The organism is Streptomyces sp. NPDC005303, assembly GCF_040607335.1.
Lineage (GTDB): Bacteria > Actinomycetota > Actinomycetes > Streptomycetales > Streptomycetaceae > Streptomyces.
In genome coordinates, this window is record NZ_JBEXGM010000006.1 from 179,801 (window position 1) to 204,597 (window position 24,797).

17 protein-coding genes and 1 pseudogene are annotated in these 24,797 nt (G+C 64.8%); 8 read left to right on the plus strand and 10 right to left on the minus strand.

Annotated features, from left to right (window positions below):
* The 3 genes from ABZT93_RS12150 to ABZT93_RS12160 all read left to right on the plus strand — a co-directional run bounded on the left by ABZT93_RS12150 (position 1) and on the right by ABZT93_RS12160 (position 8,123).
* Entirely contained in the window at positions 1-1,686 is a 1,686-nt protein-coding gene (locus ABZT93_RS12150) for a hypothetical protein (RefSeq protein ID WP_356102614.1), read from the plus strand.
* On the plus strand, positions 1,683-6,836 hold the full coding sequence (locus ABZT93_RS12155) for an FtsK/SpoIIIE domain-containing protein (protein WP_356102617.1): 5,154 nt from the start codon (positions 1,683-1,685) through the stop codon (positions 6,834-6,836). The genes ABZT93_RS12150 and ABZT93_RS12155 overlap by 4 nt, the downstream gene beginning before the upstream one ends.
* Positions 6,837-6,923: 87 nt before the next feature.
* Positions 6,924-8,123 (plus strand): NaeI family type II restriction endonuclease, encoded by a 1,200-nt coding sequence (locus tag ABZT93_RS12160; RefSeq protein ID WP_356102620.1) that lies wholly within the window; start codon positions 6,924-6,926, stop codon positions 8,121-8,123.
* 715 nt (positions 8,124-8,838) lie between these two features.
* Here the strand turns inward: ABZT93_RS12160 and ABZT93_RS12165 are convergent.
* The gene (locus ABZT93_RS12165; protein WP_356102622.1) at positions 8,839-9,318 is read right to left on the minus strand and encodes a hypothetical protein; all 480 of its coding nucleotides are present in this window, start codon (positions 9,316-9,318) and stop codon (positions 8,839-8,841) included.
* 1,338 nt (positions 9,319-10,656) lie between these two features.
* On the opposite strand from ABZT93_RS12165, the gene ABZT93_RS12170 reads away from it, so the two are divergent.
* Together ABZT93_RS12170 and ABZT93_RS12175 are read left to right on the plus strand one after the other, a co-directional pair.
* Positions 10,657-11,196, plus strand: a complete 540-nt coding sequence (locus ABZT93_RS12170) for a winged helix-turn-helix domain-containing protein (protein WP_356102625.1) — start codon at positions 10,657-10,659, stop codon at positions 11,194-11,196.
* A complete protein-coding gene (locus ABZT93_RS12175; RefSeq protein ID WP_356102928.1) occupies positions 11,193-11,741 on the plus strand; it encodes a transposase in 549 nt (182 codons plus the stop codon). The genes ABZT93_RS12170 and ABZT93_RS12175 overlap by 4 nt, the downstream gene beginning before the upstream one ends.
* Before the next feature lie 154 nt (positions 11,742-11,895).
* On the opposite strand, the gene ABZT93_RS12180 is transcribed toward ABZT93_RS12175, so the two are convergent.
* From ABZT93_RS12180 to ABZT93_RS12195, 4 genes are all read right to left on the minus strand, one after another.
* Positions 11,896-12,714, minus strand: coding sequence for a hypothetical protein (locus tag ABZT93_RS12180; RefSeq protein WP_356102628.1), 819 nt, complete (start codon positions 12,712-12,714; stop codon positions 11,896-11,898).
* Positions 12,715-13,199: 485 nt separating this feature from the next.
* Positions 13,200-13,520: a hypothetical protein gene (locus ABZT93_RS12185; protein WP_356102630.1), complete on the minus strand. Its 321-nt coding sequence runs from the start codon at positions 13,518-13,520 to the stop codon at positions 13,200-13,202.
* 4 nt (positions 13,521-13,524) lie between these two features.
* The gene (locus tag ABZT93_RS12190; RefSeq protein WP_356102632.1) at positions 13,525-13,845 is read right to left on the minus strand and encodes a hypothetical protein; all 321 of its coding nucleotides are present in this window, start codon (positions 13,843-13,845) and stop codon (positions 13,525-13,527) included.
* Positions 13,835-14,395, minus strand: coding sequence for a bifunctional DNA primase/polymerase (locus ABZT93_RS12195; protein ID WP_356102635.1), 561 nt, complete (start codon positions 14,393-14,395; stop codon positions 13,835-13,837). Before ABZT93_RS12195 ends, ABZT93_RS12190 begins: the two co-directional genes overlap by 11 nt.
* A gap of 404 nt (positions 14,396-14,799) precedes the next feature.
* On the opposite strand from ABZT93_RS12195, the gene ABZT93_RS12200 reads away from it, so the two are divergent.
* Complete coding sequence (locus ABZT93_RS12200) at positions 14,800-16,047, plus strand: hypothetical protein (protein WP_356102930.1); 1,248 nt, start codon at positions 14,800-14,802, stop codon at positions 16,045-16,047.
* A 20-nt stretch (positions 16,048-16,067) separates the two neighbouring features.
* On the opposite strand, the gene ABZT93_RS12205 is transcribed toward ABZT93_RS12200, so the two are convergent.
* The 4 genes and pseudogenes from ABZT93_RS12205 to ABZT93_RS12220 all read right to left on the minus strand — a co-directional run bounded on the left by ABZT93_RS12205 (position 16,068) and on the right by ABZT93_RS12220 (position 19,779).
* Positions 16,068-16,994, minus strand: coding sequence for an aminoglycoside phosphotransferase family protein (locus tag ABZT93_RS12205; protein WP_356102638.1), 927 nt, complete (start codon positions 16,992-16,994; stop codon positions 16,068-16,070).
* A 406-nt stretch (positions 16,995-17,400) separates the two neighbouring features.
* A complete protein-coding gene (locus ABZT93_RS12210) occupies positions 17,401-18,798 on the minus strand; it encodes a tyrosine-type recombinase/integrase (protein ID WP_356102641.1) in 1,398 nt (465 codons plus the stop codon).
* A 25-nt stretch (positions 18,799-18,823) separates the two neighbouring features.
* A pseudogene (locus ABZT93_RS12215) lies at positions 18,824-19,243 on the minus strand (transposase); the annotation flags it as partial.
* Positions 19,240-19,779: a winged helix-turn-helix domain-containing protein gene (locus tag ABZT93_RS12220; RefSeq protein WP_356102643.1), complete on the minus strand. Its 540-nt coding sequence runs from the start codon at positions 19,777-19,779 to the stop codon at positions 19,240-19,242. The pseudogene ABZT93_RS12215 and the gene ABZT93_RS12220, both read right to left, overlap by 4 nt.
* 631 nt (positions 19,780-20,410) lie before the next feature.
* On the opposite strand from ABZT93_RS12220, the gene ABZT93_RS12225 reads away from it, so the two are divergent.
* Positions 20,411-20,713, plus strand: coding sequence for a hypothetical protein (locus tag ABZT93_RS12225; protein ID WP_356102646.1), 303 nt, complete (start codon positions 20,411-20,413; stop codon positions 20,711-20,713).
* A gap of 270 nt (positions 20,714-20,983) precedes the next feature.
* Here the strand turns inward: ABZT93_RS12225 and ABZT93_RS12230 are convergent, their stop codons facing one another.
* Positions 20,984-21,541, minus strand: a complete 558-nt coding sequence (locus ABZT93_RS12230) for a hypothetical protein (RefSeq protein ID WP_356102649.1) — start codon at positions 21,539-21,541, stop codon at positions 20,984-20,986.
* Between the two features lie 2,642 nt (positions 21,542-24,183).
* Between ABZT93_RS12230 and ABZT93_RS12235 the strand changes: the two genes are divergently transcribed.
* Positions 24,184-24,570, plus strand: coding sequence for a hypothetical protein (locus ABZT93_RS12235; protein ID WP_356102651.1), 387 nt, complete (start codon positions 24,184-24,186; stop codon positions 24,568-24,570).
* Positions 24,571-24,797: the final 227 nt, after the last annotated feature.

Here is a 24,797-nt window from a genome sequence, read left to right on the forward strand (position 1 = left end):
ATGACCATCAGCGACCCCTCAGCCCTTAAGCGCCTGGCCGACCAGCTGCCGGGCGCAGCGCTCGGCGTAACGGTGGAAGGCAGCCGGATCTCTGTCTCCGGTGCACCCGGAATGCCGATTCCCCAGAAGCCTGCGGACTGGCTGATGCACCAGGCCCCGACGGTCTGGCCGAACACCCCGCACGGTGAGGCCCGCCCCACACTCCTCTTCGGGATCGTCAAAGACGCCGGCCCAACCCGGGCAAACCTGCCGCTGGACACCACGCTGAAAACTGTCCTCGACGAGAAACTGCCAGGCAATTCCCCACAACAACACCAGGCCCTGGCGGCAGCCATGCGCTCGAAGTTCTGGGGCACTGCAACTGGCAGACGAACCACCAAGAAGCGGACACACTACCTTCTTCCTCTGCATTCCCGCCTGCCGCTGTCCTTTGTGCAGACAACAGCCGAGGGCAGCAAGACGCCCTTCCGTTACAAGATGTTCCGCGGGACGGTCCTGCCTTTCCTCCTCAGCACGCCATCCGGGGAAGTTGACCGCGGCCTCCTGGAACGCTTCCTCGAAGTCTTCGCAGATGACCAGGATCTGACGGTGCTCGACAAGAAGGTCCTGGAGATCGCTGCTGAAATCTCTCCTGGACCGGACGGCTTGCAGGCCGACACGCTGATCGCGAGCTCACAGGCGGTTCTGCAGCGCCTTAGGGAGGCCGGGGGAGCTTTCTGCGCTGCCTCCCTGGAACAGTTCCGTCATGACCTCGGGCAAGTGCTGTCGCTGGATCTGCCGCGCAGGGACCTCATTCACCAGCTGACGATGCTTCTGGCTCTGCACCTCGCGACCCGCCTCTACCGCGCAGGCCTAGTTCTTAGTCTGCGACTCGATGAGTGCATCGCCCTTTTCCCGGGCGGTGACAAAGCCGACCTGAACGAGGTTTCCTGCGTCAAGGACTGCTGTGGTGACCTCGAAGGCTGCGACCTGTCCGGCCGGATGCTCTTCCGCACGGGGTCCGGGTCATTTCGCGGGGTCAAGCTGACCGAACCGTGCGTGACCAGTTACCGGGACCTGACCAGCAAGTACCTGCTGCCCTTGCCGGTGACCATCAACACCGCCAACCTTGCGCGCGATGCACTGCGCGCCGCTGGAGGCCCGGAAATCCCTACCTCGGACCTGGTGGCCTTGCACGCCGCGCTCACCGCCGACGACGCCTTGCGGCACAGATTCGACGCAGTCACGCGACTGCTTGCCGTGTGTCACCTCTACCAGCTGCGCGGAAACAGCGCAGTCGGGGCTGAGGCGCCCCACGACATGCCTGGCCTGCACGCCCTGCGGTCGGCTCTCCTGCAAAGCCGCAGGACGGTTATGCGGCGCGAGGGGCGCGACGTTGTGCACCAGCTTGTCAAAGATGTCCGCACGGGCCGCCTGATCGCCAGCAACGGCAATGCCGCTGTGTTCTTCGAGCTCGACGAAGACATGCTGCACCTGCTGGTGCGTCTGGTATGCGGTAACGAGCTCGTGGCATGGGACGACTTCCTGCGGGGGCTGCAGCGCTACGGACTCGCGCCGCAGAACTCTGCAGAAGAACAGCTGCTGCAGAAGGCCCTCACTCGGCTGGGCATGCTCAAGCGCTACTCGGATGCGGGCGAGAGCGCCTACGTCCATCACTCAGATGCAAGCCACGAGGAGGAGCTGTGACCGGTATCCAGCCAACGACAGCGGCCGCCGCGATCGCCTCCGGGCTCATCGACGATGCGCAGCACAGCACCGGACACCGCCGCCTCTTTCTGCGGGACTACCTGTCCATCTCCCCGGCGGCAGTCTTCGCTGCACTGGAACCCAGTCTCACCCACGAGGTCACGGTCGGTGCTGACACACCGAGGCGGATGGCCGCTGTCCCCGCAGGCAACGCCCTGCTTATCCCGTACCTCGTGGATCCAGAGCAGCCGGGCCCCAACCGCGGACTGCGGGGTTACGCCGGCACGCTGCGCACTGACTTTGCAGCGCACGACGAACAGGGACCCCCGCGCATTCTGCTCGTTTTGGACCAGCGTCCATTCGAGACGGTTCTCACAGCGGCCGAAGACGCCGCCCAGCTCGCCCGCCTGCGTTGGAGGAAACTGGTCGAGATGATCGCCCAGGCTGCGTCCGGGCCTGCGATGCAGGTGATCACCGACGTGGCGGCCGACCTATCTGGCATTGCGGAAGAGCTCCGTGGGGGAAGTCTGCTGGATGCCTTCGCCGCGTTCGCCTCGGAAACCTGGGCCGGAACCGAAGCAGCCGGCCTTGCCCTGGCCGACCTGCCCCTGTACCTGGCCGACCCACAGCCGACAACAGCCAGGCTCGGAAAGTCGCGGGACTGGCGCCACTGGCTTGAGATCCGCAGTCGGCCCGACCGCGATCTGGCAGCAGAACTCACCCGTCACGCAGGTCAGATCACGCCAGGCGTCAAGAAAGTCCTCGAAGCTCATAAAGTGAGCGGTCTCGACTGGCACGCGTTCACCCTGGATGACCTGCCTGAGCGGCCTGACCGGTCAAGGGCTGCCCTTGTCCTGCCGCCGCGGCTGCATGGGGTGCGCTCCTTCCTGCCAGAGGGCGATGCCGTGGCTGCCTGGATCGGCCCCGACGACGAATCCCTGGCAGTGTCCTTCACCGGCGCCGCGCAGGGGCTGCAAAAAGCTGCATCGGTGCGCTGGGCCGGCCGCAGCCCCGAGGAAACGACTGTCGATGAGGCTGCACTGCTCGTACATCTGAAGGTTCCCGGCGCAGGGACAGAAGGGTGGCAGTTCGGACGCTTGGAACTGCGCCGCGGCCAGCACCTCGATCTGGCCGTCTTCCGGGGTGCAGGAGCGTGGTTCCCTGTGGAGCGCGAGCTTTACCTGGATCAGCTGGCGGAGGCGTTTATCTCCTCAGATCCGCCGAGCATCGCAGCCGTGGGGCCGGACGGCGTGGTGTTGGGAAGCGCCTTGCCCGTCGACACCCCGGAGGACCGCGGCTCCGGCGCACGGACCGTCGTGCTTGTCGAGTATGCCGGCCAGCAGCGGCTCATCCCGCTCCTGACCGACACTGCCCCGGAAGTGACACCAGAGACTGGCGAGGACGACGGGCCAGTAGATGATGACGGGCCCCAGGAGGGAGACCCCAAGCCGTGGGACGACCCTGACGCCGGACCGGAAGACGGAGGCGGGGGCCAGGGCCCCCGCACGGCGCCATCCGGCCCCGTCGCCACAGGCGCCCACGCGCTGCTTGAATTCGCCGCGGCCCGCGCCAGCACCAGCCTCCCGGTTTCCGGCGCGGAGTTGAAATTCAGCAACGCCGATGTGCCCGAATTCAGCGGCGGCGGGATTTACCGGCCCTTGGAGGACCAGGCTCTTGGCGCCGGCCTGGACGGGCTGGCACTCGAAGCAGCCATCCTCAACCAGCCCGCCGCCCTGGCCTACACCGTCACCCGTGACGGAAGCGTCCCCAGACTCGTTCCCGACCGCACTCTGGAGTCCCTGAGCCTAGAAGGGCTCAGCACTGCGCATGTGGAGGCCTTCTACGCGGCACGACGGGCATTCTTCTCCTGCCTCAGCAGCCACGGCTCCGTCCATGCGGTGCTCTGCGGCGCCGGGCAAGAAGAGGCCAAAAACTACGTCGATGCCTATCAGGCACTTCTGCTTTCGCTGCCCGTGCCCGGCCGCTACAAATCTGAGTACGACCGCCTGCTGCTCTGTGACCTTGTCTCAGACCCGCAGAAGGGACAACGCTGGCTGGCACCCACCAACCCGGTTACCGTGGCATGGGCGCTGAACCTGGCAGCGCAAACCGCAGAATGGGTGCAGCAAAGCGCTCAACTGCCGCAGCGTGATCTCCAAGCGCTCACCCCCGCCTTCCTGCTGCCTCTCGTCCACCACGACGAGACCTGGTGGGAGACCGACCCGCGCTCTCCTCGCCTGTGGCGCCGCTACCAGCCGCTCGGCGCCTCTCTGGCCGTGGGGGCCGGAGACCCCCGCACCATCACCCGGCGCTTGGACAAGTTCCTGGCCATCTTCGAGACATATAGAAACCCGCAACAGCGCCTCGCCGTTGCCGTATACGAGCCCGGAGACGGCGACAGCGTCGCAGGAGCTCTGCGCGACTTCTATCGCCGTGAGAGCCGACCCGGCGCCGACCAGGTCAAGCCCGCCCTAGACGTCTCCGTGTACACAGCAGGCGGGCACACGCCTGAGCATTTGGCCGCTCTGGTGGCCCCTGACAACGACAACGACCTTGACAAGTTCATCCGCAGCCGGATCAACCTCACCTGCCAACCTGTCGATGCCCGGCCACGCTTCACTCATCTCTCCTTCGTGTTCCGTTCTCCGGCCCAGCGCGAGCCACGGGTTGCTCAACTGGATGAGCGCGCCCCGACAGCATGGGCCGGCGGTCTGGCGACCGCTCCAGGTCGCCATGCCCGCGTCGGCACCAACGAGATGGAGTTCACTTCCGGGCTGTTCATCGATCCCAGCCAGGGCCCGCTTGGTGCGTTGCTGGGCCGAACCCTGGAACTGGTGGGTGGCCAGCCACGCGGCCAGATCAGTGTGAACACCACGCAGGCGACCACGACGGTTATCGGCCGCGGCGCCATGGACGGCCTGTATGAGAGCAGCGTCTGGACCACCCATGCCGACCGGCTCCTCGGCCCCGAAGCTTTCGCCTCCGTACCTGGGCAGGCCCCAAGCATCGTCGATTTCGACGACCGCAGCGACTACGGGCAAGCAGGACTGGACAGCGTCACCGTGACGGCCCGGATGGAGCCGTACCGCGTTGCTCTCACCCGTGCCTTCGCGCCGGGCGCAGCCCTGGCAGCGAGCGCTCTCCCAGGGCTGATCGATCTCGGCAATGCAGTGAGCGGCAGGTGGAACATGGACCTGCTCTCCCTCGACGACAACCGGGTCCGGGAGAGGGTGGGTGTTCTGGCCGCTATCGCAGCTCTTCGCGATCTCGATGACGCCTTCGCGCCAGCAGACAGCCCAGATCACGTGGCTTCCGTGCTGTTGTCACTTCAGGAGCTGCTGCAGCTCCTCAGGGCGAGCGGCGTCAAGCGGCCGACCGCACGGCTGTGCGACGACCTGTTGTATTTGCGCATAAGGACAGGCGCCGATGGCCGTGTCCGTCTGCACGGCCGCATTATCGAGGTCAAATACGCAACCGTGGGACGCCCCGACCTGGCCATCGCACGCAACGAGATTGAAGCCACGCGCCAGTGGCTGGACGAGGTGTACAACACTTCCGGTCCCGCGCGGCCCTTCCGGGCACGGGACCTATCAGAGTTCATCCGCACCGCGGCAGCCAGGAACACCAGTTTCGGCCTGTCACCGCAGTGCTCCGCGATCGAAGAAATCGCGACGGCCATCGCAGAGGGCCGCTTCGACCTGACCCTGGAGTTCACTGCCTCCGGCGAACCTTATGGCGGCGATGTCATCAGCCTTGAGCTAGACAGCCCACTGCTCGCGCACCGGCAGAGGCTCCCCGGACAAGGCCCAGCACCACTGGGCTACATCCGGCTCGGCGCCCCCGCGCTGCAGCGGCTTGCGAAAGGCGAGCCACTGCAGCCGCCGAGTGGATGGCCCCGGGTAACTTTCCCAGGCGGGCGCGATACCCCCCCGGAGGACGGCGCGGCAGGACCCGCCGATGCGGGCCCTGCAAAGCCTGGAGGAGGCTCAACTGCCGAGCCACCGCCGGAAGGCGGCACCGATGGCGCCACCGAAGATCCGCTGGAATTCCCAGCGAATGACTCGGTCGACGTTGCCAGTGAGGTCGCAGACAAGGCAGCCGAACTGGATGAGGCCGCAGCCAAGTACGAACTGAACCTTGCGCCCTTCGACACCGCCGCGGCCCAGGTCGGTCCCTCAGTGATCCGCTACCGCACCCGCCTGCTGGGTAAGCAGACGATCGCTGGTGTGCGCAGCAAGGCACTCGACCTCGGCCGCGAAATCGGCGTGGCGGAGGGTGTCCTGGTTGATCAGGAGCCCTACTACCTGACGGTAGATGTACCGCGCCGCGAACGGGTGGTGGTACCACTGTCAGATTCGCTGAACAGGCTCCAGAGCGTGACGGCACCGGGCGCGCTGCCCTTCCTGCTCGGCGTTGCCCCCAGCGGCGAGATTCGTGTAGAAGACCTGGCCCGTTTGCCGCACCTGCTGGTGGCCGGCGCAACGGGTTCCGGCAAGAGCGTCCTGCTCCGCGGGCTGCTCTGCTGCCTGGCGCGCGTCCGCAGTCCACAACAGCTGCAGATCATGATCGTTGACCCCAAGCAGGTCGACTTCATGCCCTTCGAGGATCTGGCCCACTTGGTGGACCGACGTATCGTCACCGATCCCGCCGAGGCAATCTCCATCCTCACGGAGACCCTGGAACGTGAAGTGGCCGTGCGACGCGCCAAGCTCAAGGCGGTTGGGGCGACGAGCGTCCTTGAGTACTACGAGATGGGCCATTCACTCGAAGAGCTCCCGCAGATGGTGATCCTCGTCGACGAGTTTGCCGATCTCGCAGGCAGTCTCAAGCGAAAAGATCGACAGTCGTTCATGGAGCTTATCCAGCGGTTCGGGCAGCTCACACGTGCCTTTGGCATCTACCTCGTTCTCGCGACGCAACGGCCAAGCGTCCAGGTAATCACCGGCGATATCAAAGCGAACCTGACTGCCCGCGTCGCGCTGAAGATGCAATCTGCTGTGGACAGCACCACCATCCTCGGCCGCGGTGGGGCGGAGTCTCTCCGAGACCGTGGCGATCTCCTGTTCGATCACGGTGGGACGACTCAGCGCCTCCAAGCCTTCTTCACAACCCTGAACGACGTGCGCGCAGTCACGGCCCTGTGGAGGTAGAACCCGTTGACGTGGCCCCAGCTGGAACATCGGCGTCGGGGCCACGTCCTACTTGCCGACTGAGTGCCTCCTGCCAGACTTCAGCGCGTGACGATACAAGAGGGTCTGCCGTTCCCGCAGGATGCTGCTCAGGCTGGCATGCAGGAGTCTCGAGCGTTGGCGGCGAAGTACTCCCGCCGCAACGCGTTCCGCACCTGGGATCCCCCGAGCGAGCGCATGAGCAAGGTACCGCGCGAGTGGCGCATCCAGTCCGGTCTTACGCAGCACATCCCCGATGACCTCGCCCCGTTCGTGGAGTGGTTCTACAGCCAGCAGGAGGCGCGAGAGCGGTTCCGATGGGCGCTCCGTGACTCCCTCGACGAGTTGCTCGACGGCCAGCGGACGGGGCGCTGGGCGTACCAGCACCTGACGAAGACCGAGAAGACGTATCTCGGCACGGCCGTCGAGGTGAACCTCACCAAGGAGTTCGCTATCGGCAACGGCGTAGACCTCGACTGGTCCATCGCCGGCGTCGACATCGACTGCAAGTTCTCCAAGGATCTTGGCGGCTGGGAGATCCCGATGGAGATGTATCTGTGCGCTGACCACGGCGAGCGGAGTGGTCGTGCCGACCATGCTGCAGTCGTGACCTGGATGGACGACGACACGAGCCGGTGGGCCGTCGGCATAGTGCGGGTCACTGATGAGCGCCTGCGTTGGAAGAGAGAGCGGGGTGCAAACGGCGACCTCGTCCGTGCATACAACCGAGACAACAAGCGCAAGCTCTCCGACGGCGCCAAGTCTGACGTGTACTGGCTCTGGGGCGGGCTCCAGACAGATCTGCCGACGAACCTGCTGCGCCACCTGGATGTCGAAACACGCACGCGGATTCTCACTGCATCACTGCCGGGCCGAGCCTCGTCGGGCCAGCAGCGGCTGAACCAGCTTTTCCGCGAGGTTCAAAACCGGCTCATCGGCCGACAGACCGTGCTGACCGTCGGCCAGCAGGACGACTCGCCGAAGCGAGCCCGCGATGCACGGATACATCTGCGCCCGGAGGGCATTGTCGTGCTGGGTCACCAAGGATCACATCCGCACGTCGCCCGTGCGCTCGGATTGCCGGTACCGATCAAAGGTGAGTGGATCTCCACCCGCCTCGTTCCTGTCTCATCTGACGATGCGCGCCCAAATTTCTCACTGGACGGTCAGTTCTGGGCACGTGCTCGTGCGGAGGAGTTGTTGCGTCCTGAACCCGGTCCAGCTCCCGACCTGCCTGATAGCCGAAAGATTGATGGGCAGGCCCCTTGACCTGGCTCCGGTCCCCCGGATGTTCCCTGGCAAGGGGCGGCACACACAATGCCGCAGGTCGTAGGAGGTGAACGGAATCGGAGGAAGTCTGCTGACCCGGCACCGACCTTCGTGCTGGTTCCGTCTCGTGGCGTCGATGCACGATGGTGTTGACAGCGAGACCTCAACACCCCTGCGCTAAGCCTCACGCCCCAGCGTTAATCATGCCGAAGCCGTCCCTCTCCTCTGGCGCCCTGCTCTCTCGCCTCCGTGGTGTCTCGCGTGGCCAGTCAGACTGCCTGCCGGCCGTCAAGGGACAGCTTCTAATGGCCGTAGGGGCGGACCACTGCACCGCCGTCGAAAGTGCGACACCCAGGCCGCCAATAGCTGCCCACAAGCCCGGAAGCCGAGCTAGGTTAGACAAAATCCTCTTCGAGCTCTTCGATGGAATAGAGCGCGGGCGCCGGATGTTCCCCGCGCTGATTCAGCCTGTGCCGTTGGGCAAGGTGCTCCGCGTCGGACGGGATGAGGCTGCCGGGAGGCCGGGAGTGAGCGCCGCACGCACAGCGCCAGTGATAGCGCATCCGACTGCGTGGGCTGCCTGACGCGGTGGCCGGCTGGTACGCAGCAGTCTTGAGCGCCCGCCGAATCCTCTCGAACACGAGTGGTCTCCCGTTCCTGCTATCGGTGCGCGCAAGCCTACAGCCATGAGAAGCGGCGCCAGCAGGCAGAGCAACTAGCCAGTCGCTGCTTCGTTGCTTGGCTCACTCAACGCCTTGACCAGAACGGCGTTAGCAACCAGAGCTAGTTGGCCAAGAAGCACCGCTTCGAATTTGAAGTACGGATCGACCTGAAACGGCCCGGTGGGGGCGTATCCGAAGACCTCTTCCGAGCCGAACAGCGTGCCACGGTGTCCCGTGTGCGAGCGCTTGTCGTACAACGTGGCAGCGAGCTCCTTCACCTCGCGCTGGGTCATCACCGTCTTGAGTGCCTTCCGGAACCGTTTCTCGGCAACTCCCTTGTAATGGCTGCACTCAGGATGGCACTCACAGAGGGCGTCGGGGACGAACCTCATACCGACGCCCTCGATCGCCGCGACAAAGGTGAGCAGCGCGAGCGAGGGATGACGTCTCCGTAGGCGCATGGCCTCGTAGTACGCGTTGAGCGCGGTGTTCAGTTCGGAGTCGCTCTCGAGCCGCTTCCATGCCTGGTCCACCCACCTCGGCAAGCTCCAGCTCGGTGTTCCTGGAGGGACTTCACCGTTCCATTCCTGGCCTCCCGGGCTCGGAAGCTCAGGGCCGACCGAGCTCGGGATCTTCAAGGTCGGACCCGCGGCGTCCCGGGGCCATGGATGCGACCGAGGCTCCCAAAGCAGGGCCCGACTCAGCGTCACCAGAGCGCACACACGGCGCAACTGGGCCTGGGCAACTGGGATGACACGATCCCAGTCGTAAGTCGAAACCTGGCCGGTGACCATCACTGGGAAAGTGCGACTGATAGTGGTGAAGCCCGAGTCGACTCGCTCCGGCCCTCGGAACTCGCGCATGTAGACGCCACTCGGGGCTAGGGCTAGAGGCCCTACCTTCTTCGCTCTGAGCTGTCCCAAGAGCTCCGGTCCACAAATGACCGAGGGAGTGACTCCTACCAGCGCATCCCACACGTAAGACTGCTGGTGGCGCCCGATCTCGCCCACTGCGGTCTGTGCGCCAGCCCGCCAGGGCTCCACCTGGTCCGGTGAGGACCTGCCTGCGTCGCCGACGACAGTGCAGGTGATGCCGTCGGAGTGCGGGTAAACACGCAGCATGCTCGTCACAGATCCGTCAAGGGGTGGCCCCATCTCTACGGGCCCCCCGGCGCCGTCAGTTCCGCTGACGCTACGAAACCCGGAGCCCCCCATGGCCTTCTCAAGGTGGTGGGCCCATTCATTACCGTCTTCAGTGAACGCGACTGGGAAGGTACCAATGTCCTGTTCCCACACGATGGCCTCCCGCCACTTCGACTACGCCGATGCTGGTTGGCCATGGCTGCCACGACCTCGACGTCGCATGATCTACACCATCGTCTCGTTTCACTCGTGTGGACGCCACCGAATATGGCCGGGCTGTCATAGGCGGATGAACGGGAGGCCGAGGGAGCCGATCCGCTTGCTCATCAGCTGGCGCCCCTTTGCAGGCCAATTTCGATCAATGGGAGGCGCGTGTCGACCTGGTGCGGGGTTGCCCGGCCACCCCCGGCTTAGTAGGTGGAGGGGGTCTTGCCGGTAGCTCTCAAGCCAGCCCGCCACAACCTCATGGGTTCTCGCGAGCAGAGGGCAGACGCGAACCGGACACGGCAACCGCTCACGGTTACGGAGGGTATACCTAGCCTACTTCTGGGACTCCCGCTGGAGGGTTCAGACGCCAGTTGGAATGGAAAGACGCGAGCTTCGTTTCACCTCCATGGCTGGCATGAACTCCTGCCTGCGCCACACCGAACTTGTCTGAGCGTCTACTGACCTTGCTGGCGTGATGTCGTGGGGGTCGACAAGCTGTGGTTGTCGCAATAGGCCGGTCATATGAGGTATCCGCAAGGGGGCGGGCTGACTGCGGAGCGACGGGCGTTTCGCGAGCAGATCCGGATGCAGGCGGCCGAGTCATTCGCCCTGGGACACGACAATGCCACCATCGCCAAGCAGTTACGTGTCAGCGTGCGGTCTGTACAGAGGTGGCACCAGGCTTGGGAGCACGACGGCACACCGGCACTGGCGTCGATGGGGCAGGCGTCCAGGCCCAAGCTGAGTGAGGCCCTGTTCGAGGTACTCGAGCAGGAGTTGGCCAGAGGGCCGGTAGCGCAGGGCTGGCCGGACCAGACATGGACGCTGGCGCGGATCAAGACGCTGATCGGGCGCCGGTTCCACAAGAGCATGACACTGTCGGCCATCGCGCAGATGCTGCACCGGCACGGCTTCAGCCACCAGGTCCCGGCCCGCCGCGCGACCGAGCGTGACGAGGACGCTGTCACGGGGTGGGTGAAGGAGACATGGCCCCAGGTGGAAACGCCGTGGCGGCGCTCGGGGCCTGGCTGTGCTTCGAAGACGAGGCCGGGTTCTCGATGACGCCGCCCACCTCCCGCACGTGGGCCAGGCGCGGACACACCCCCGTCATCCGGGTGCGGGGACGCTCCCAACGCCGCTTCTCCGTCGCTGCTTTGGCCTGCTACAAGCAGGGTCAGCGCTCACGCCTGATCTACCGGCCCAAACAGCATGTCGACCACAAGCGGGGCGGCAGACGCAGTTTCACGTGGGCCGAATACCGCGACCTGCTCATCGCCGCCCACCAAGAGCTCGGCGCACCGATCGTGCTCGTGTGGGACAACCTGAACGTCCACCGAGACCGCCGGCTTCGGGAGTTCTTCGACACCCATGACTGGATCACCTGCTACTTCCTGCCGGCCTACGCGCCCGATCTCAATCCCGTCGAGGGCATTTGGTCACTGCTGCGACGCAGCAGCCAGGCCAACACTGCCTTCACCGACGCCGACCACCTCATGAGCGCGCTTCGGCGCGGCCTCCGACAGATCCAGTACCGCAGCAACCTCATCGATGGATGCCTCGCCGAAACCGGCCTCACTCTGACGACATCACGCCCACAAGGTCAGTAATTGCGTGTCAACTCCTGCGGACGGCGGCGGATAACCGCGTACCTCTGCGGACCATGAGCGCAGTTGCAGCCGCATCGAGCCAAGGCTGTGGCTCCACCCGAGTTTCTCCGGGACGAAGAGATCCTAGCGTCAGCTGTCACTCCGCCGCCGGCAGTCAAGGTGGAGGCTCCACGTCATTGACTTTGTGGAATCGCGTCCATCCTGTGTCAGGAGCCCAATGGAATCCATCGCCCGTGTTCCATGTACTCATGGCCCAGAGATGGGTGATCTCTTCAGGTAGCGACGGAGCCACTACCGGGAGGGGCCCGTCAGGCCTCATCAGAGGATCGAAAGCGTCGAAAGGTGCTGTCGTAAATCCCGGGAGAAGCAAAAAGAGGTGTCTCTCCGTAGCTCCTGATCGTCGCAACTTGCCGAGATTATCCGCCTGCGACGGTTCACGCAGCCAACTACTGACCCAGTGCGAGAAGGCATCGCCTGTGTCGGCAACCCAACCGCCAGATTGTTCTGGTGGCAGATCTATCGTGCAGTAAATACTGCCGGGGAAATCAGTAGCGGGTGATTGGTAGACAGAGACGACCCCGAGACGTTCCGCTCGATCAACTATGTCCTCGCCAGGCCCATGTGCTTCCCTCAGTTGCTGGGCGCCCATTCTTTCCAACTCGGCGAGCAAACCAGGGAGCTCCGCGCGCAGCCGCTTAGCACGCGCCGACGGAAGCAGTGTGACCAGCCAGCCGCCGGCTAGCCCATCATGGATCCAGCGCCCTCCACCGTTCATGATTTTCCAAAGTTCCAGCAACGTTGCATCTGCGGCTGCTGTGACTTCTACAGCCGCGAATCTACGGATACCGCGGATGAGGTCGAAATCGTGCATTCCGGGCTGGCTGCCATCGTCATGACGACGAACCTCAATGCCCGGTAGAGCTGCCTGCAGGCATGCTTGTACCCACTTCTCTTCACCACGCATCCGCTGCATACACGGACTATGCCAACCAGACGCAGAGTCATGCACGCCTTTTGGGAGGGGTCCGTGGCCAACACAGCACGGCGTGCAGTTCCCACCTCGGCGGGAGGGCCGCCATCGCCGACGCTTGCCGGAACGGATCGTTGGCAGACGCCTTCGTCTGGATGGCGTGGCCCACGGAGTCGAGTTGACCGTCGGCGGAAGGGCTGTCAACTGGTTGCCCTGGTGAGTGTCCAGCCGGGGTTCAGGCGCTCCGGCGAGCAAGGTTCATGGCCAGGGGCTGTGTCATTGGCGCGCCAGACTGCCGGAGCCATGGTGAACACCGGGGACCGGTTGTGGGTACTTCACCCCATACCGACGCAGGGCAACCCAGCAGCCACGGCAAGAAGCACGCTATTCCCAAGCAGACAGAGATTTGCCCTGCCGTTCGTCCGGGCTGCGGCGCTGGGGCGCCGGTCCCGGCCGAGCGGCAGGGCAACTGACCGCCGACGAGCAGTTCAAGCCGCAGGTGCTCCCCGAGAAGGGAGCAGAGGGCTGTCTGTCACCGCCTCACGCGATTCCGCAGCCAATCCGGCCTTTATCAGTGCCGCCAGCAGCTCAGCCGCTTCAGGGTGAACGGTGCCGAGCTGCACCAACCCGTCACCGAAGACGTTCACATCGGCCACCAGGCCGGGAAAGTCGGAGTCCAGCCCGAGTAAGACGAGCTGATCAGCCAGAGCGCCGGCGCTTCGTCGTGCGCGGTTCCAGCCGCGTACGTAGGGCACGCCGGGCGACAGGTTCTCCGCTCGCTTGGCTACCACTCCGCGCCGGTCGGTCATGGCGTCAGGCCCTTCCTTTGTGTTCTTCGGTGATGGTCGGCTCGTGATCGTCGTCGTTACGGTCTCGGCTGAAGCCGCTTGCCAGAGCCAGACGCAAGAGCTCTGCGAGACGCTCGGCCGTGTCAGGGGACACTCGGCCCAGCTCGACGAGGCCGTGCCCGAAGGCGTTCAAATCCGCGCGCAAGTAGGGGAAGTCCTTCTCCAGGCCAGCGCGCACGAGGACGTCCCGTAGTGCGGTAGTCGCGTTTCGGGCCGCGTACCAGCCTTCGCTGTCGAGCGGCGACCACGCGGCAGCATCTCGACCGCCGGTCGGCTCATCCGGCATCCGCGTTCGTCTCCTCGGGGAGGGCAGCAACCGCCGCGTAGGGCGTCGGGTACTGCTCGTCGAAGCGGTCGATGCGCGCCAGGAGTTCCACCGAGGCGACCAGCGCGGTCGCGAGGGCGACCGGGCGCAGTGGATTGGCCTCCGGCCGGCGTGTGGGGGCGCGGAGCCACTGATAGCGGTCATCGGACAGTGGGATGGGGCCGGGGACGACAACGGCGCAGCCGCGGCCGAGGTACCGGTACGGCGGTGGCGATGACGTTTCGCGTTCCAGGTAGTGCATGAAGGTCTCGCGGCTCTCCGAGCCGAGGAAGAACCCGACGCGCTGCGCCTTGCGGTCGACGACTGTCGGTCCGAACGGCATCCCACTTCGTAGGAGGCGGTCGAACATCTCCGTCCCGAGGCGCTGTTCGACGCTCACCACGTCGAAGAGGCGGCCGGTCGACAACAGGCACGGCATCCGAGGGTCGTCCGCCCAGACTTGCCGGCACTCCGCAGGGTTGTCCGCCGCTGCGGAGAGCCACTCCATGCCCCTTCTGGTCATCCTCTGCACTTCATCTCACCTCGGTCGGGTTCAGTTGCGGCCGCAATGCCGCCCTGCGTCCAGACTCAGGGGCCATGCCCCGGTCGGGGCAGATGACGAGGGATGACGGGGGATGACGCGTCGCGCATGGACGCGTCATCCCCCGTCACGAGTCAACGACCATGGATCTTCGGTTACTTGCAGCGCGCGGTGAGGAACAGCGCGTACATTCGGTCGAGAAGCCGAAGAGTCGTGCGCCGCAGAAGTCGCATCTACGGACAGGCGGGGAGGGAATGGTCACGCCTTCGCTGGAGCCGATCAGCGTTCGCTTACGGCAAGCTCGTGTGGACCGGGGCTGGAGTCAGCCGCGGTTGGTGCGCGAGCTGCGTCATGTTGCGCTCCGCCGAGGCCACCAGCTTCCCTCTGACGCCAGTGTGAAGCGGCGCATCGCCAGTTGGGAGAACGGGCACAGCACGCCGGACGACTTTTACGGTCCGATGCTGTGTGAGGCGTACGACCTCAGTGCCGGCGAGTTGGGGCTGAACCACGAAGGCGAGCGGGACACCGGACTTCTGGACGCCAGCTATCCGACGAGTCCCGAAGGCGCGATCGATACCGTCGGCCAGCTGTGGCGCGCGGATCTCAACAGGTACGAGCCCCTGTTACAGGCCGAGCCGTCCGAACCAGCGTGGAACGAAGCCTCGCTCCGGTGGCTGGTCGCGCCCGAGCCGGCCGTTCCTCCGCAACGTCGAGACGGGATGCGCGTCGGCTTTGGAGACGTGGCAACAATCAAGACCACCGCGGACATGTTCGCCGAGTTGGACGACCGTTTCGGTGGCGACCATGCCCGGCACGCAGCAGTCCAGTACCTCAGTACTGAGGTGACACCGCTCCTGCGAGGGCAGTACACAGAGCAAGTCGGACGGGCACTGTTCTCCACCGTGGCGGAGGCAACCCTCCTGGCCGGTTGGATGTCATACGACGCCTGCCGCCACGGCTTGGCACAGCGGTACTTCCTTCAGGCTCTCCGATTGGCCCAGGACGCGAACGATCGTCGCCTCGCGGGAAGCATCCTGTCCGCGATGAGTCATCAGGCGACGTTCCTCGGTCGCTACACCCAGGCCGCCACGCTCGCCCGCGCGGCACTCATGGGCATCTCCCCCGTAGCGACACCGACGCTTCGCGCCCAGTTCCATGCCATGGAGGCCCGCGCGCTTGCCCGGACAGGCGACGTACGGGCCTGTGAAGCCGCCTTGAACGCAGCCACGAATGCATTGGCGAGCAGGAACAACGACGACGAGCCCGAATGGATCAGCTACTTCGACGAAGCTGAGCTTGCCGCTGAGGCCGCTCACTGCTTCCGAGACGTCAACAGCGCGCGGAAGGCCGTACTCCACGCCGAGAACGCCATGAGCGGCAGCCACGTGCGGAGCGACTTCTTCGCGACCATGGTTCTAGCCGACGCCCACCTTCGTGCCGGAGACGTGGAGGAAGCCTGCCGCGTGGCGCTTGATGCCCTCGACTTGGGCGAGCAGCTCAAGTCGGCCCGCTGTGTCAGCTACCTGGCCGAGTTCCGGCAGAACCTTGCGGGGGTCGGCACCAGCAAGGACGTACAGCTCTTCACCGATCAGGTCCGAGAGCACAGACTGTGGATCGCGTCGGACGAGCGTGTTGGTGCTTGAGAGCTTCTCTCAGCGCGTGCTCAGAACGGACCCCATTCGTCTCGGCCCTCCCCCGTGCGAAGTGACCGGACCCGCCGGGCAAACTCAGCGGCAGCCCGGTCGTTCCTCGTAACCTGGTGGCCGAGCCAGGCCACCATCATCAGTTCACGCAGGTCCGCAAGGGTCTCGTACCCGGGCCAGTTCATCAGGTCGAAGCCGTACCGGTGCACGAACTCCGCGTACTCGGCCTGCGTGTGCCAGCCGTACCGTTCGTAGAACATCGACGTCTGGACCAGGTCCCACTCACGTGGTGCGAGAGCGAAACCGTCCAAGTCGATGAGCACGGCGTGCCCATCCCGGTGGCGGAGGATGTTCCCGATGCTGGCATCCCCGTGGATCATTCCGAACGGGAGGACGAAGTCCAGCCGCTCATAGTCCTTACCGAGGCTCGCCGCTCGCTCCTCCAGGAACTTCTGGTCCTCCCCCGAGATGCCCTCCAGGCCCTCCAAGGACGCCGCCACCTTGGCCAGTGGGTCGAAGTACGGCAGCTTCAAAGACTCAGGTTCTTCGAGCCAGTGCAAGCGACGTAGAAGATCCGCGAGTTCGCCGACCGTCCCATACTCCTCGTGCTCCTGAACGCTCTCCCAGAAGGTGACCACCCGGCCGCCGACGACGAGCGGTTGGGCGACCTCCGCCGGCACACGCATGGCCGGGAAGTCCCGCGTCTCAAGCCACCGGGTCACGTTCACGGCCCGTTCCATCTCCGCCAGCACTGACCGATCGCGCGCGATGCGGACGATCACCGGTGCCGACGCCAGGCGGTAGACCGCGTTCGAGCCGAGGCGCAGCAACTCGGCTCCGTGGGCGTCGAGTTCGGCCGTCTCGCACGCCTGTCGAAGGAGCGGCTCCAAGCCCTCCGCCGTGAACTCCGCGCCGCCGTCCGGTTCCCCGCTGCTGCCCGAGATCATGCTTCGACCATACGGGCCGGACCAACCGCCCGACAGGCTGCCCACGTAATAGGGGCGTAATGATCTTGATAGCCGAAGGTCACGACCTCCCCTCCCCCGCAGGTCAGCACCCCAAGAGCGCAACGGTCTCTGCTGGCCTCCGGAGCCGTGTGCGCAGGTTCGAATCCTGCCGGGGGCACCCTTCATACGGTGCCCAAAGACCCCGTCACCAGCGGAAACGCTGAGGCCGGGGTCTTCGCGTATGTGCAGGCGTATGCCGCTCTGAGCGGCTGTATGTCGGGGGCTGTGGACTATGCGTGGACTGGCCGCAGACCAGGAGACCGCAGGTCAGACCCCGAAATGACGAGGCCCCCGGACCGAAGTCCAGGGGCCATCACGCCGCAGGTGTGTGTGAGGAGCGCGTGGATCAGGGACCGGCGCCGGGCTGGTCGGTGTTCTCGCCGAGGAGTTCCGCGATCCGGCGAATGGCCACGTCCTGCCGCCCGTCGAGGCACTTGGCGTAGCGACTCAGGAGCACTTCAACGCTGTTGCCCGCACGCTCCGCAACCTCGGTGGGGTCCACGCCCGCGTTGAGCCACGAGGAGAGTGCGGCGTGCCGCAGGTCGTACGGGCGGGCGGCCAGCGGTGAGGCGACCTGTTCCGGCGTGAGAGCCAGGTGCCGCGCCTCGTCCCAGACGCGCCAGTAGGTGGTGGAGGCGACCACTCCCCCGCGTTCGTTGGCGAACAGCCGGCCGTCTTTGGCAGTCCCGAACTCCTCGATATGCGCAAGCAGGATGCGTACGAGACGCGGCGGAATCGGAACGATGCGGGTCGCGTTCGCGGGCCTGTTCTTGAGGCCGCGGTTGTCGTGCACCTCCCCCGTTCCGGTCCAGCGCTTGCCGACGGTGGGGCGGCTCTTTTCCAGGATCAGCGAACCCCATCCGCTATTCGGCAGCGTGCAGTCCGGGCGCCGAAGAGCCACCGCTTCCGCCGGCCGTAGCCCACCGAAGTACATGCAGGCGAAGAGAGCGACCAGGCGGCGGCCACGAGCCCGGCGGTATCCACCGACGTACGAGACGGCGCCCAGCAGCTCAGCCGCCTGGCGAGGATTCACCACGACGCGGCGGTCCACCTCCTTGGTGACCTTGGGCAGCTTCCACTTCACGAGCGTCACCGGGTTCTCCGGGAGCTCCCCCAGCTCGACCGCGTACGCCAGGGCGTTGAAGAGGACAGCCCGCTTACGCCTCACCGTCTCGGCCGCAGCCGGGGCACCAGAAAGCGTGGCCTTGAGCGAGTCGAGCACGCGGCGAATGTCCGCTGGGTTCTTGAGCGTCCCCAGCGGCAGCGACGCTTTCACCACCCAGCGGAGGGCGTTCGCGGCATCCACAGGCGGGGTGTTCTCACCCTCAGCATGGACGACGAAGGCCCAACCGCGCAGAGCTCGCCGCAACACGTCATCTGCCGGACGACCGGGCCTGTCCCCCAGGAGCTGTGTCGTGACGAGCGTCATCGTCTCGTTCAGACTGTCGCGGGAGTTCGGAGCCGCGTGCGGCCACTTCATGGCCACGTAGGCCCGTGCGAAGTCGTACCAGCTGAGGGATTCCTTGACCGGCGCCATGGAGTCCGGCAGCCCGGTTTCCGTGTCGAACGCCTCGCCCTTCTGGGTAGCCCGGAGCAGCTTGGCGCGGAAGTTGTCGGCGAGTGCCTTGGTGCGGAAGGTCTCGGAGAACGGCGAGACGTCGCCGACCTTCCATCGCACGTCGTACGAGGGGGTCTTGTACGGCCGCTTGCGAATGCTCCACACCTTGACGTCGTGCGACTTCATGCCGCCTCACCGAGCCCGTGGAGCCAGGGTCGGCGAACGCGCGGTTGGCCGTGGTAGTGCGTCGCAGGATCGACCAGATGCCCTCGACCGGGTTGAGGTCGGGTGCGTAGGGCGGCAGTTGGAAGACGGTGAGCCAGTCGCGGTCGGCGATGTAACGGCGCATGCCGGCGGTGAGGTGAGTGTTGAGGTTGTCCCAGACCAGCACGATCGGGCCTTCAAGCTGCTGGTGGGCGGTCTGTATCAGGTCGCGGTAGTCCTTCCAGGAGAAGCTTTTGCGCCCGTCGGGCCGGGCGTCCGGGCAGGGCCGGTAGATCAGCCGCGAGGATTGGCCGGTCTTGTAGCAGGCCAGGGCGGCCACCGATAAGCGGCGGCGGGAACGGCCCCGCACGCGGACCACAGGGGTGTGACCGCGGCGGGACCAGGTGCGGGTGGTCGGCGGCGTCATCGAGAATCCGGCTTCGTCCTCGAAGACGAGCCAGGCGTCGAGCGCCGCCACGGTCCTTCCACCTGGGGCCAGGTCTCCTTCACCCAGCCGGCCACCATGTTCTCGTCCCGCTCGATCGCCCGCCGGGCGGGGACCTGGCAGCTCCAGCCGTGCCGCTTGAGCAGGGCGGCCACCCCTTGCACGGTGTAGCTCTTGTGGAAGCGGCGCCCGATCAGCGTCTTGATCCGCGACAGCGTCCAGGTCTGGTCCGGCCATCCATGTGCCACCGGCCCCTTGGCCAGCTCACGCTCGAGTACGGCGAACAGTTCGTCGCTGAGCAACGGCAGCGATGCCGGGCCCTTCGAGGCCAGGGCTCTTGGCCCGTCTTGCGACCAAGCCTTGCGCCAACGCTGTACGGACCGGACGCTGACCCGCAGATCGTGAGCGATCATCGTATTCTCGTCGCCCTGCCTGAACCGCTCGGCCGCCTTCAACCGCAACTGCTCGCGGAAAGCCCGCCGTTCGTCGGTCAGCCCGCCCCCTTGCGGATACCTCATGCAGTCGGCATACCGCAGGGATCACGAAACGTCAGCACCTACGACACCACGCTTTGAAGGTCAGTAACTCTTACAACAGGGCACTCTGGCCAGCAAGGAATATAATGGTGCGTACAAGCCGAGTTATACACTCAAGCGCCGATTTTCATCACGGGGGCTAGCCTTAAAGGTTGAGGTTTCCACCACAGGGTGACTCGGGGCGCGACGGCTGACTTAAAGATCACGCTTGCCCATCTCGCGATGATGGACATGGGGAATGAGTCCGACCGCAAGGGTCGCCTATTCATCAAGGCGGGCAGAGACTTCGAAATAACCCAACTCGCTAGTGGGCTTGGGCAGGGTGCGAGCTACACAATCTGACTCAAGCATGCGACACGGGAGCTTATCGCGGGAAAGGTGGCTCACCATGCAGGCGTGGGAAGTGGGTCTGGTAGTCACTGGGTTCGGGGCGGTCGGAGGCATCCTCAGTGCCGTGTTGTCTGAGGACCGGGGTCTGCCCTGGCCTGGCTGGGTATCAGCGTCGGACGGTACAAGGGTCTGGCGCCCCGGATTTCTCGGGCACATCGTCGTCGGAGCCATCGCGGCATTGATGTCATGGGCCCTGTATGGCCCTCTGGCGAATACTTTCGTCATGGGAGGGCCGAAGAGTGAGCCTGGCAGGGATGACTACGGCATAACCTGGGCCGCCCTAGCGGGAGCCATAGGTGTGGGTATCGGTGGGGCACGCTGGCTCCTAAACTACGTGGATAAAGAAATTCTCCAGAAGGCCGTAGTCAAGGTGGCGGGGAAGCCAAGTGACCAGCAAGCACAGATTCAAATAATGGAGGCCAATCCCACCGAAGCCTTTCAGATCGCTGCGGATATGCCGCTGGATGGTGATCAGGAGGGTTCAGACGATGTAGAGGTCCCGGTGGTGACCAATCTCGGCGAGTGATGGCGTGTTCGCGGACAATCGGGCCGCCGCTGGATTCCTTGACCCATCCCGTTGACCTGCCCCCGAGGAGCACCGCGACCTAAGAGGGGTGCAAGGTAGCTCACCCGGCAGGGTGCTCCACCTTGCACCCCTCCCAAAACCAGTGCGGGCGCCATCAAGGCAACGGGCACCGGCCAAGCCACACCATCGTGCCGGCCAAGGACGCACCCAGGGCACGCTACGAGACCGCCGTCGGCATCGAGCCGCGCATGGCCGACCCGCGTTGTTTAGCTAGCGCATTCCGGGGTCATCCCCACCGAGGACCCTCCTGGCTGACGTCGTAAAGGCCAGACAAGCTTGATCCATCTTCTCTAGTGCTAGGTCCCTGCTGTGACTGTCAAGTGCCCACAGTCTCGTAGTGGTACCAACGTTGTCGCGAAGAAGCTGAGCAAACTCCTCCAGGAGGGCAGCGCACGCCACGACCACGTCGTGGGCCGCAGCACTCATTTCGGCTGGTCCTTCGAGGGCTACCGTCGAACCAGCTTCAAGCAACTCTACGATCGCCGATTCTGTCGCAGGCATTTGGGGACAAATCTGCTCCCTCGGGTCTAGCGGCGGGATGACCTTCTTAACTTCCTCAAAGTGCCGATCCACCTTGTGGTAAGCGGCGAGGAAGACCGCATACGCAGCGCGACGCGCCTCACGGTGCATCATGAGCCGCTGCTCATCGCGGTCCAACTGCCTGTCCAAACGGTCTTGGCGCCCCTTGAGGAGAGTGAAGGCCCCCGTCAGGGCAACACCAGCAAGAGCGCTGGCAGCACCTATGAGGGCGATCGACTGTTCAGCCACGGACACATCTAAATCAATAGGACCGAGCCTCGCAGGTGGATGAGCAAAGAACCCTGACCACGTAACCCACCAGTACCGCAGCCGCTGTCACGGGAGTGCAAGGTTCACAATCGCCGCCATGGGAGCCGTGATGCGTTGACAGGCTCCCATGGGGCACGGTGGGCCACCTAAGGGCCTGAGGGCGCAACGGTGGCCGCGGCTGCGGCGATCGGGCTCCGGGCGCTCCAGAGGGCCACCCGTGCCCTCCGCGTGCCCGACAGGGAGGCGCGAGACGGGGAACCACGGGGAGCAACAGCGACAGCGCCGGGAACGCACAGGGCAGCATTACGCCAGGCCAGCCCCAACCCGCATACGCGATCTTCCAAACAGGTGCTCCAGGGCAGGGCGGCAGCAGCGCTTGACTGACCATTGAGACGCCGACCTCAACGAGGGAAGCTTTTCACCCCGGGACAGGTCACAAAAATAATGGGGCCGACCCCCGTGCTTGCCGAGCCAGCCCCACTGTTGAACCTACTGGTACGCAAATCCCGCTTACCGGGCTACAGCGTGACAGAGAACCTCCATGGATCGAGTTGCCTGCTTAACAGCCGCTTGGGATTGATGGGCTATCCGCTCTCTTGGTTGCCCTGATCTTTCTAAGGCGCCCAGCAGGCTCTGAACGGCGGCCTTTAACCTGCGGAGGATGCGATCGAGCCGGTGCAGGCTGAGCCTCGATCGCAGGTCGAGGGGGCCGAGAGCCTCTCGCGCTGCCTCTAACGCCAGGTTCAGTGACCCATCCGCATGTTTCAGGTAAGCACGCAGGTGCGTCATGGCCGCTTCGCGCTGCTTCTTTTTCTCTTCTGCATCTTCTGCCCGAGACGCAGCCTCCAAGTGCCCTATAGCGTAGAAGAATTCCTCGAATCCACCCAACAGGGCCGCGTTTAGGTCATCCGTCTTTCGTCGCTTCAGGTTGGCAATTTCAGCTATCTCCGCCGCAGATGGCAATGAGTAGCCTGGACCACTGTGAGTTAACGTGTCCAAGAATCGACTGACACCCGTACGCGAATCGGTCCAAACGTCATCCTGAGCTAATTCATACCCTGGACCGCTGTGGGTCAGGGCGTCTAAGAAGCGAGTTCCCATGCTTACACGCCACCTTCCTCAGCAGTTGAACGACCCACGGCCATCCTCGTTACGCCAGGCTCAACTTCTCCTGATTGCTGAGATGTTTCCGTCATTGTCGCGTGCTGAGTCATCGCGAGCCCGGGCGCTGCTCGCTGCCACTTGTCAAGGATGGCCGGCGCCCCCGCACCAACCACGATTGCCCCGAAGACGCCTAGTTGATCCGTTGCAGCAAGCCCCCATGCAACGCCAGCGCCTAATAAGATCCGTATGACCTCACCAGTGAAGTACATCGGCTTCGTCGGCCCATTCTTCACCTTCCACGGCCATTGGTTCCGCGTCTGCAGGTGCTTATAGAGCGTCACAAGTGACACCAGAGCCCCACCGGCAGCGCCATAACAGAGCATCTGCCCATGCAGCATTAGGACTCCCCCCAGATGTCACGACCCAAGCCTGCGATCTACCAGGCTAGCGGCGACCTCTATGACTGTCATATGCATGGTGTACTATTCCGGCCGCCACACCGCGCCACGCTCGAACACACGTTTCCCCTGTGTGGTGTAAGCCGAGGTGAGCGCGACGCATCACAACTTCACCCATCGGATCCCAGACACATACATGACCGAAACTAGCCTCGGACTCACGCACCTCAGCAAACCCAGGATCGCGAGGCCGAGCAGCTGGTGTGGAGGACTTGGCGGGATTGCCCCTTAGTCGACTCCGCGAGGTTGCTGCCCGGCAGAGTTGAGTGTCTAACTGCGTGACGACGCCAACGCACAGCAGCGGACAACCGCGCACACATGTGGACCATCGCAGCAGGTAAGAGACACAGTGGCCCAAGCCTGGGCGCCCACCCAAGTTGCTTCGGGACGATGAGGTCACCAGCACCATGGCCGGCCATAGGGTGGGGGCGTGCGAAACGACCGGCATGACGAGCCCCTGTCCATCGAGGAGCTGGAGCTGTTTCTCCAGTACCTTCACCGGTTCGCCCAGCACGACGTGGACCTACACGCGCTCATGGAAGTGGGCCAGCCTGAGTACCCGTGCTACGTGACCGTGTCCCGGACACCAGTACCTGGGATCGAACCCGCCGCCTACCGCCGTCCGTAGCCGCCCCAGGCGGTACCGTCTGACATCCATGGCTGATCAACGGCGCCGTACATCGGCGACTTTGGGCGATGATCGACGTCAGCTCAGGCAGGCGAACTCCGCCGGGTTGAAGGCCCTGGCCAGCCAGCTCCTCACGCTCGCCCAGGACGGCGCTCACCTCCGCCTGGAGGAGAACAACGGGCCCGAAGGAGGCTCCGTAGGCCTGGTCTTGGAGCGGTGCGACGACGAACGACTCGTGCCAGACACGTGCCAGGTCGGGCAGGGGACCACGGGGAACAGCGGGGAACCATTTGACCGTCCACCACGCGCCTGCGTCGCGTCGCCGCAGGTCAAGCCTGTAGCAAGCCCCAGACGCCCTTAGCTTCCCAAGCTGATGTCCCGTTAGGCCGCCTTCTGCGGTGCTGCCAGCTGAGGTCATGGACGATGACCATATGCGCTACGTCAACGGCACAGGATGGCTCGCAATATTCACCGGCACGGAGACGATGATCGGCCGGACCGTGCACGTGGACGCTTGGGACGAGACGACCGGCGTAGCCCTCGTAGTCGATCCCAAGCGCGGTATCCGCCGCCCGGTCACGGACTACCCGGACTTCTCCCACCTTGAGCAAGCCGACCAGGTGGCCGCCGCCATCCCCGGAGGAGGCTGGCGCGCGTACTGGAAGGACGAAGGCCCCGCCAACGGGCCACTGACCGAACAGGTACTGGCATGGCTCGTCACAGCCAAAGGGCGAGCGACCCCGATCACCGTCGACGCCCACGGCCACGTGGACAACGCCGAGAGCGCTGATCGCCTCATCCCACCTGGGGACGAGTGAAGCAGCCTCCGCTGTCTGACCGTCTCAGTTTCCGTGTCAGTCAGCCCCGTTCACGGCCGTTCATCGAGGACTGCTCGCCGAGTTCGCCTCATGGCTCAGCCGTCCATGAACGCAGGTGAACGCCCTTGTACGAGCGCCGCCACCCCACCACCACAGTTCGAAAGCGTGTTGGCGGTGCGAGATTCAGGTCTGGTCGCGCTTGGCCCGATTGGGTTTGCCGGACGCCG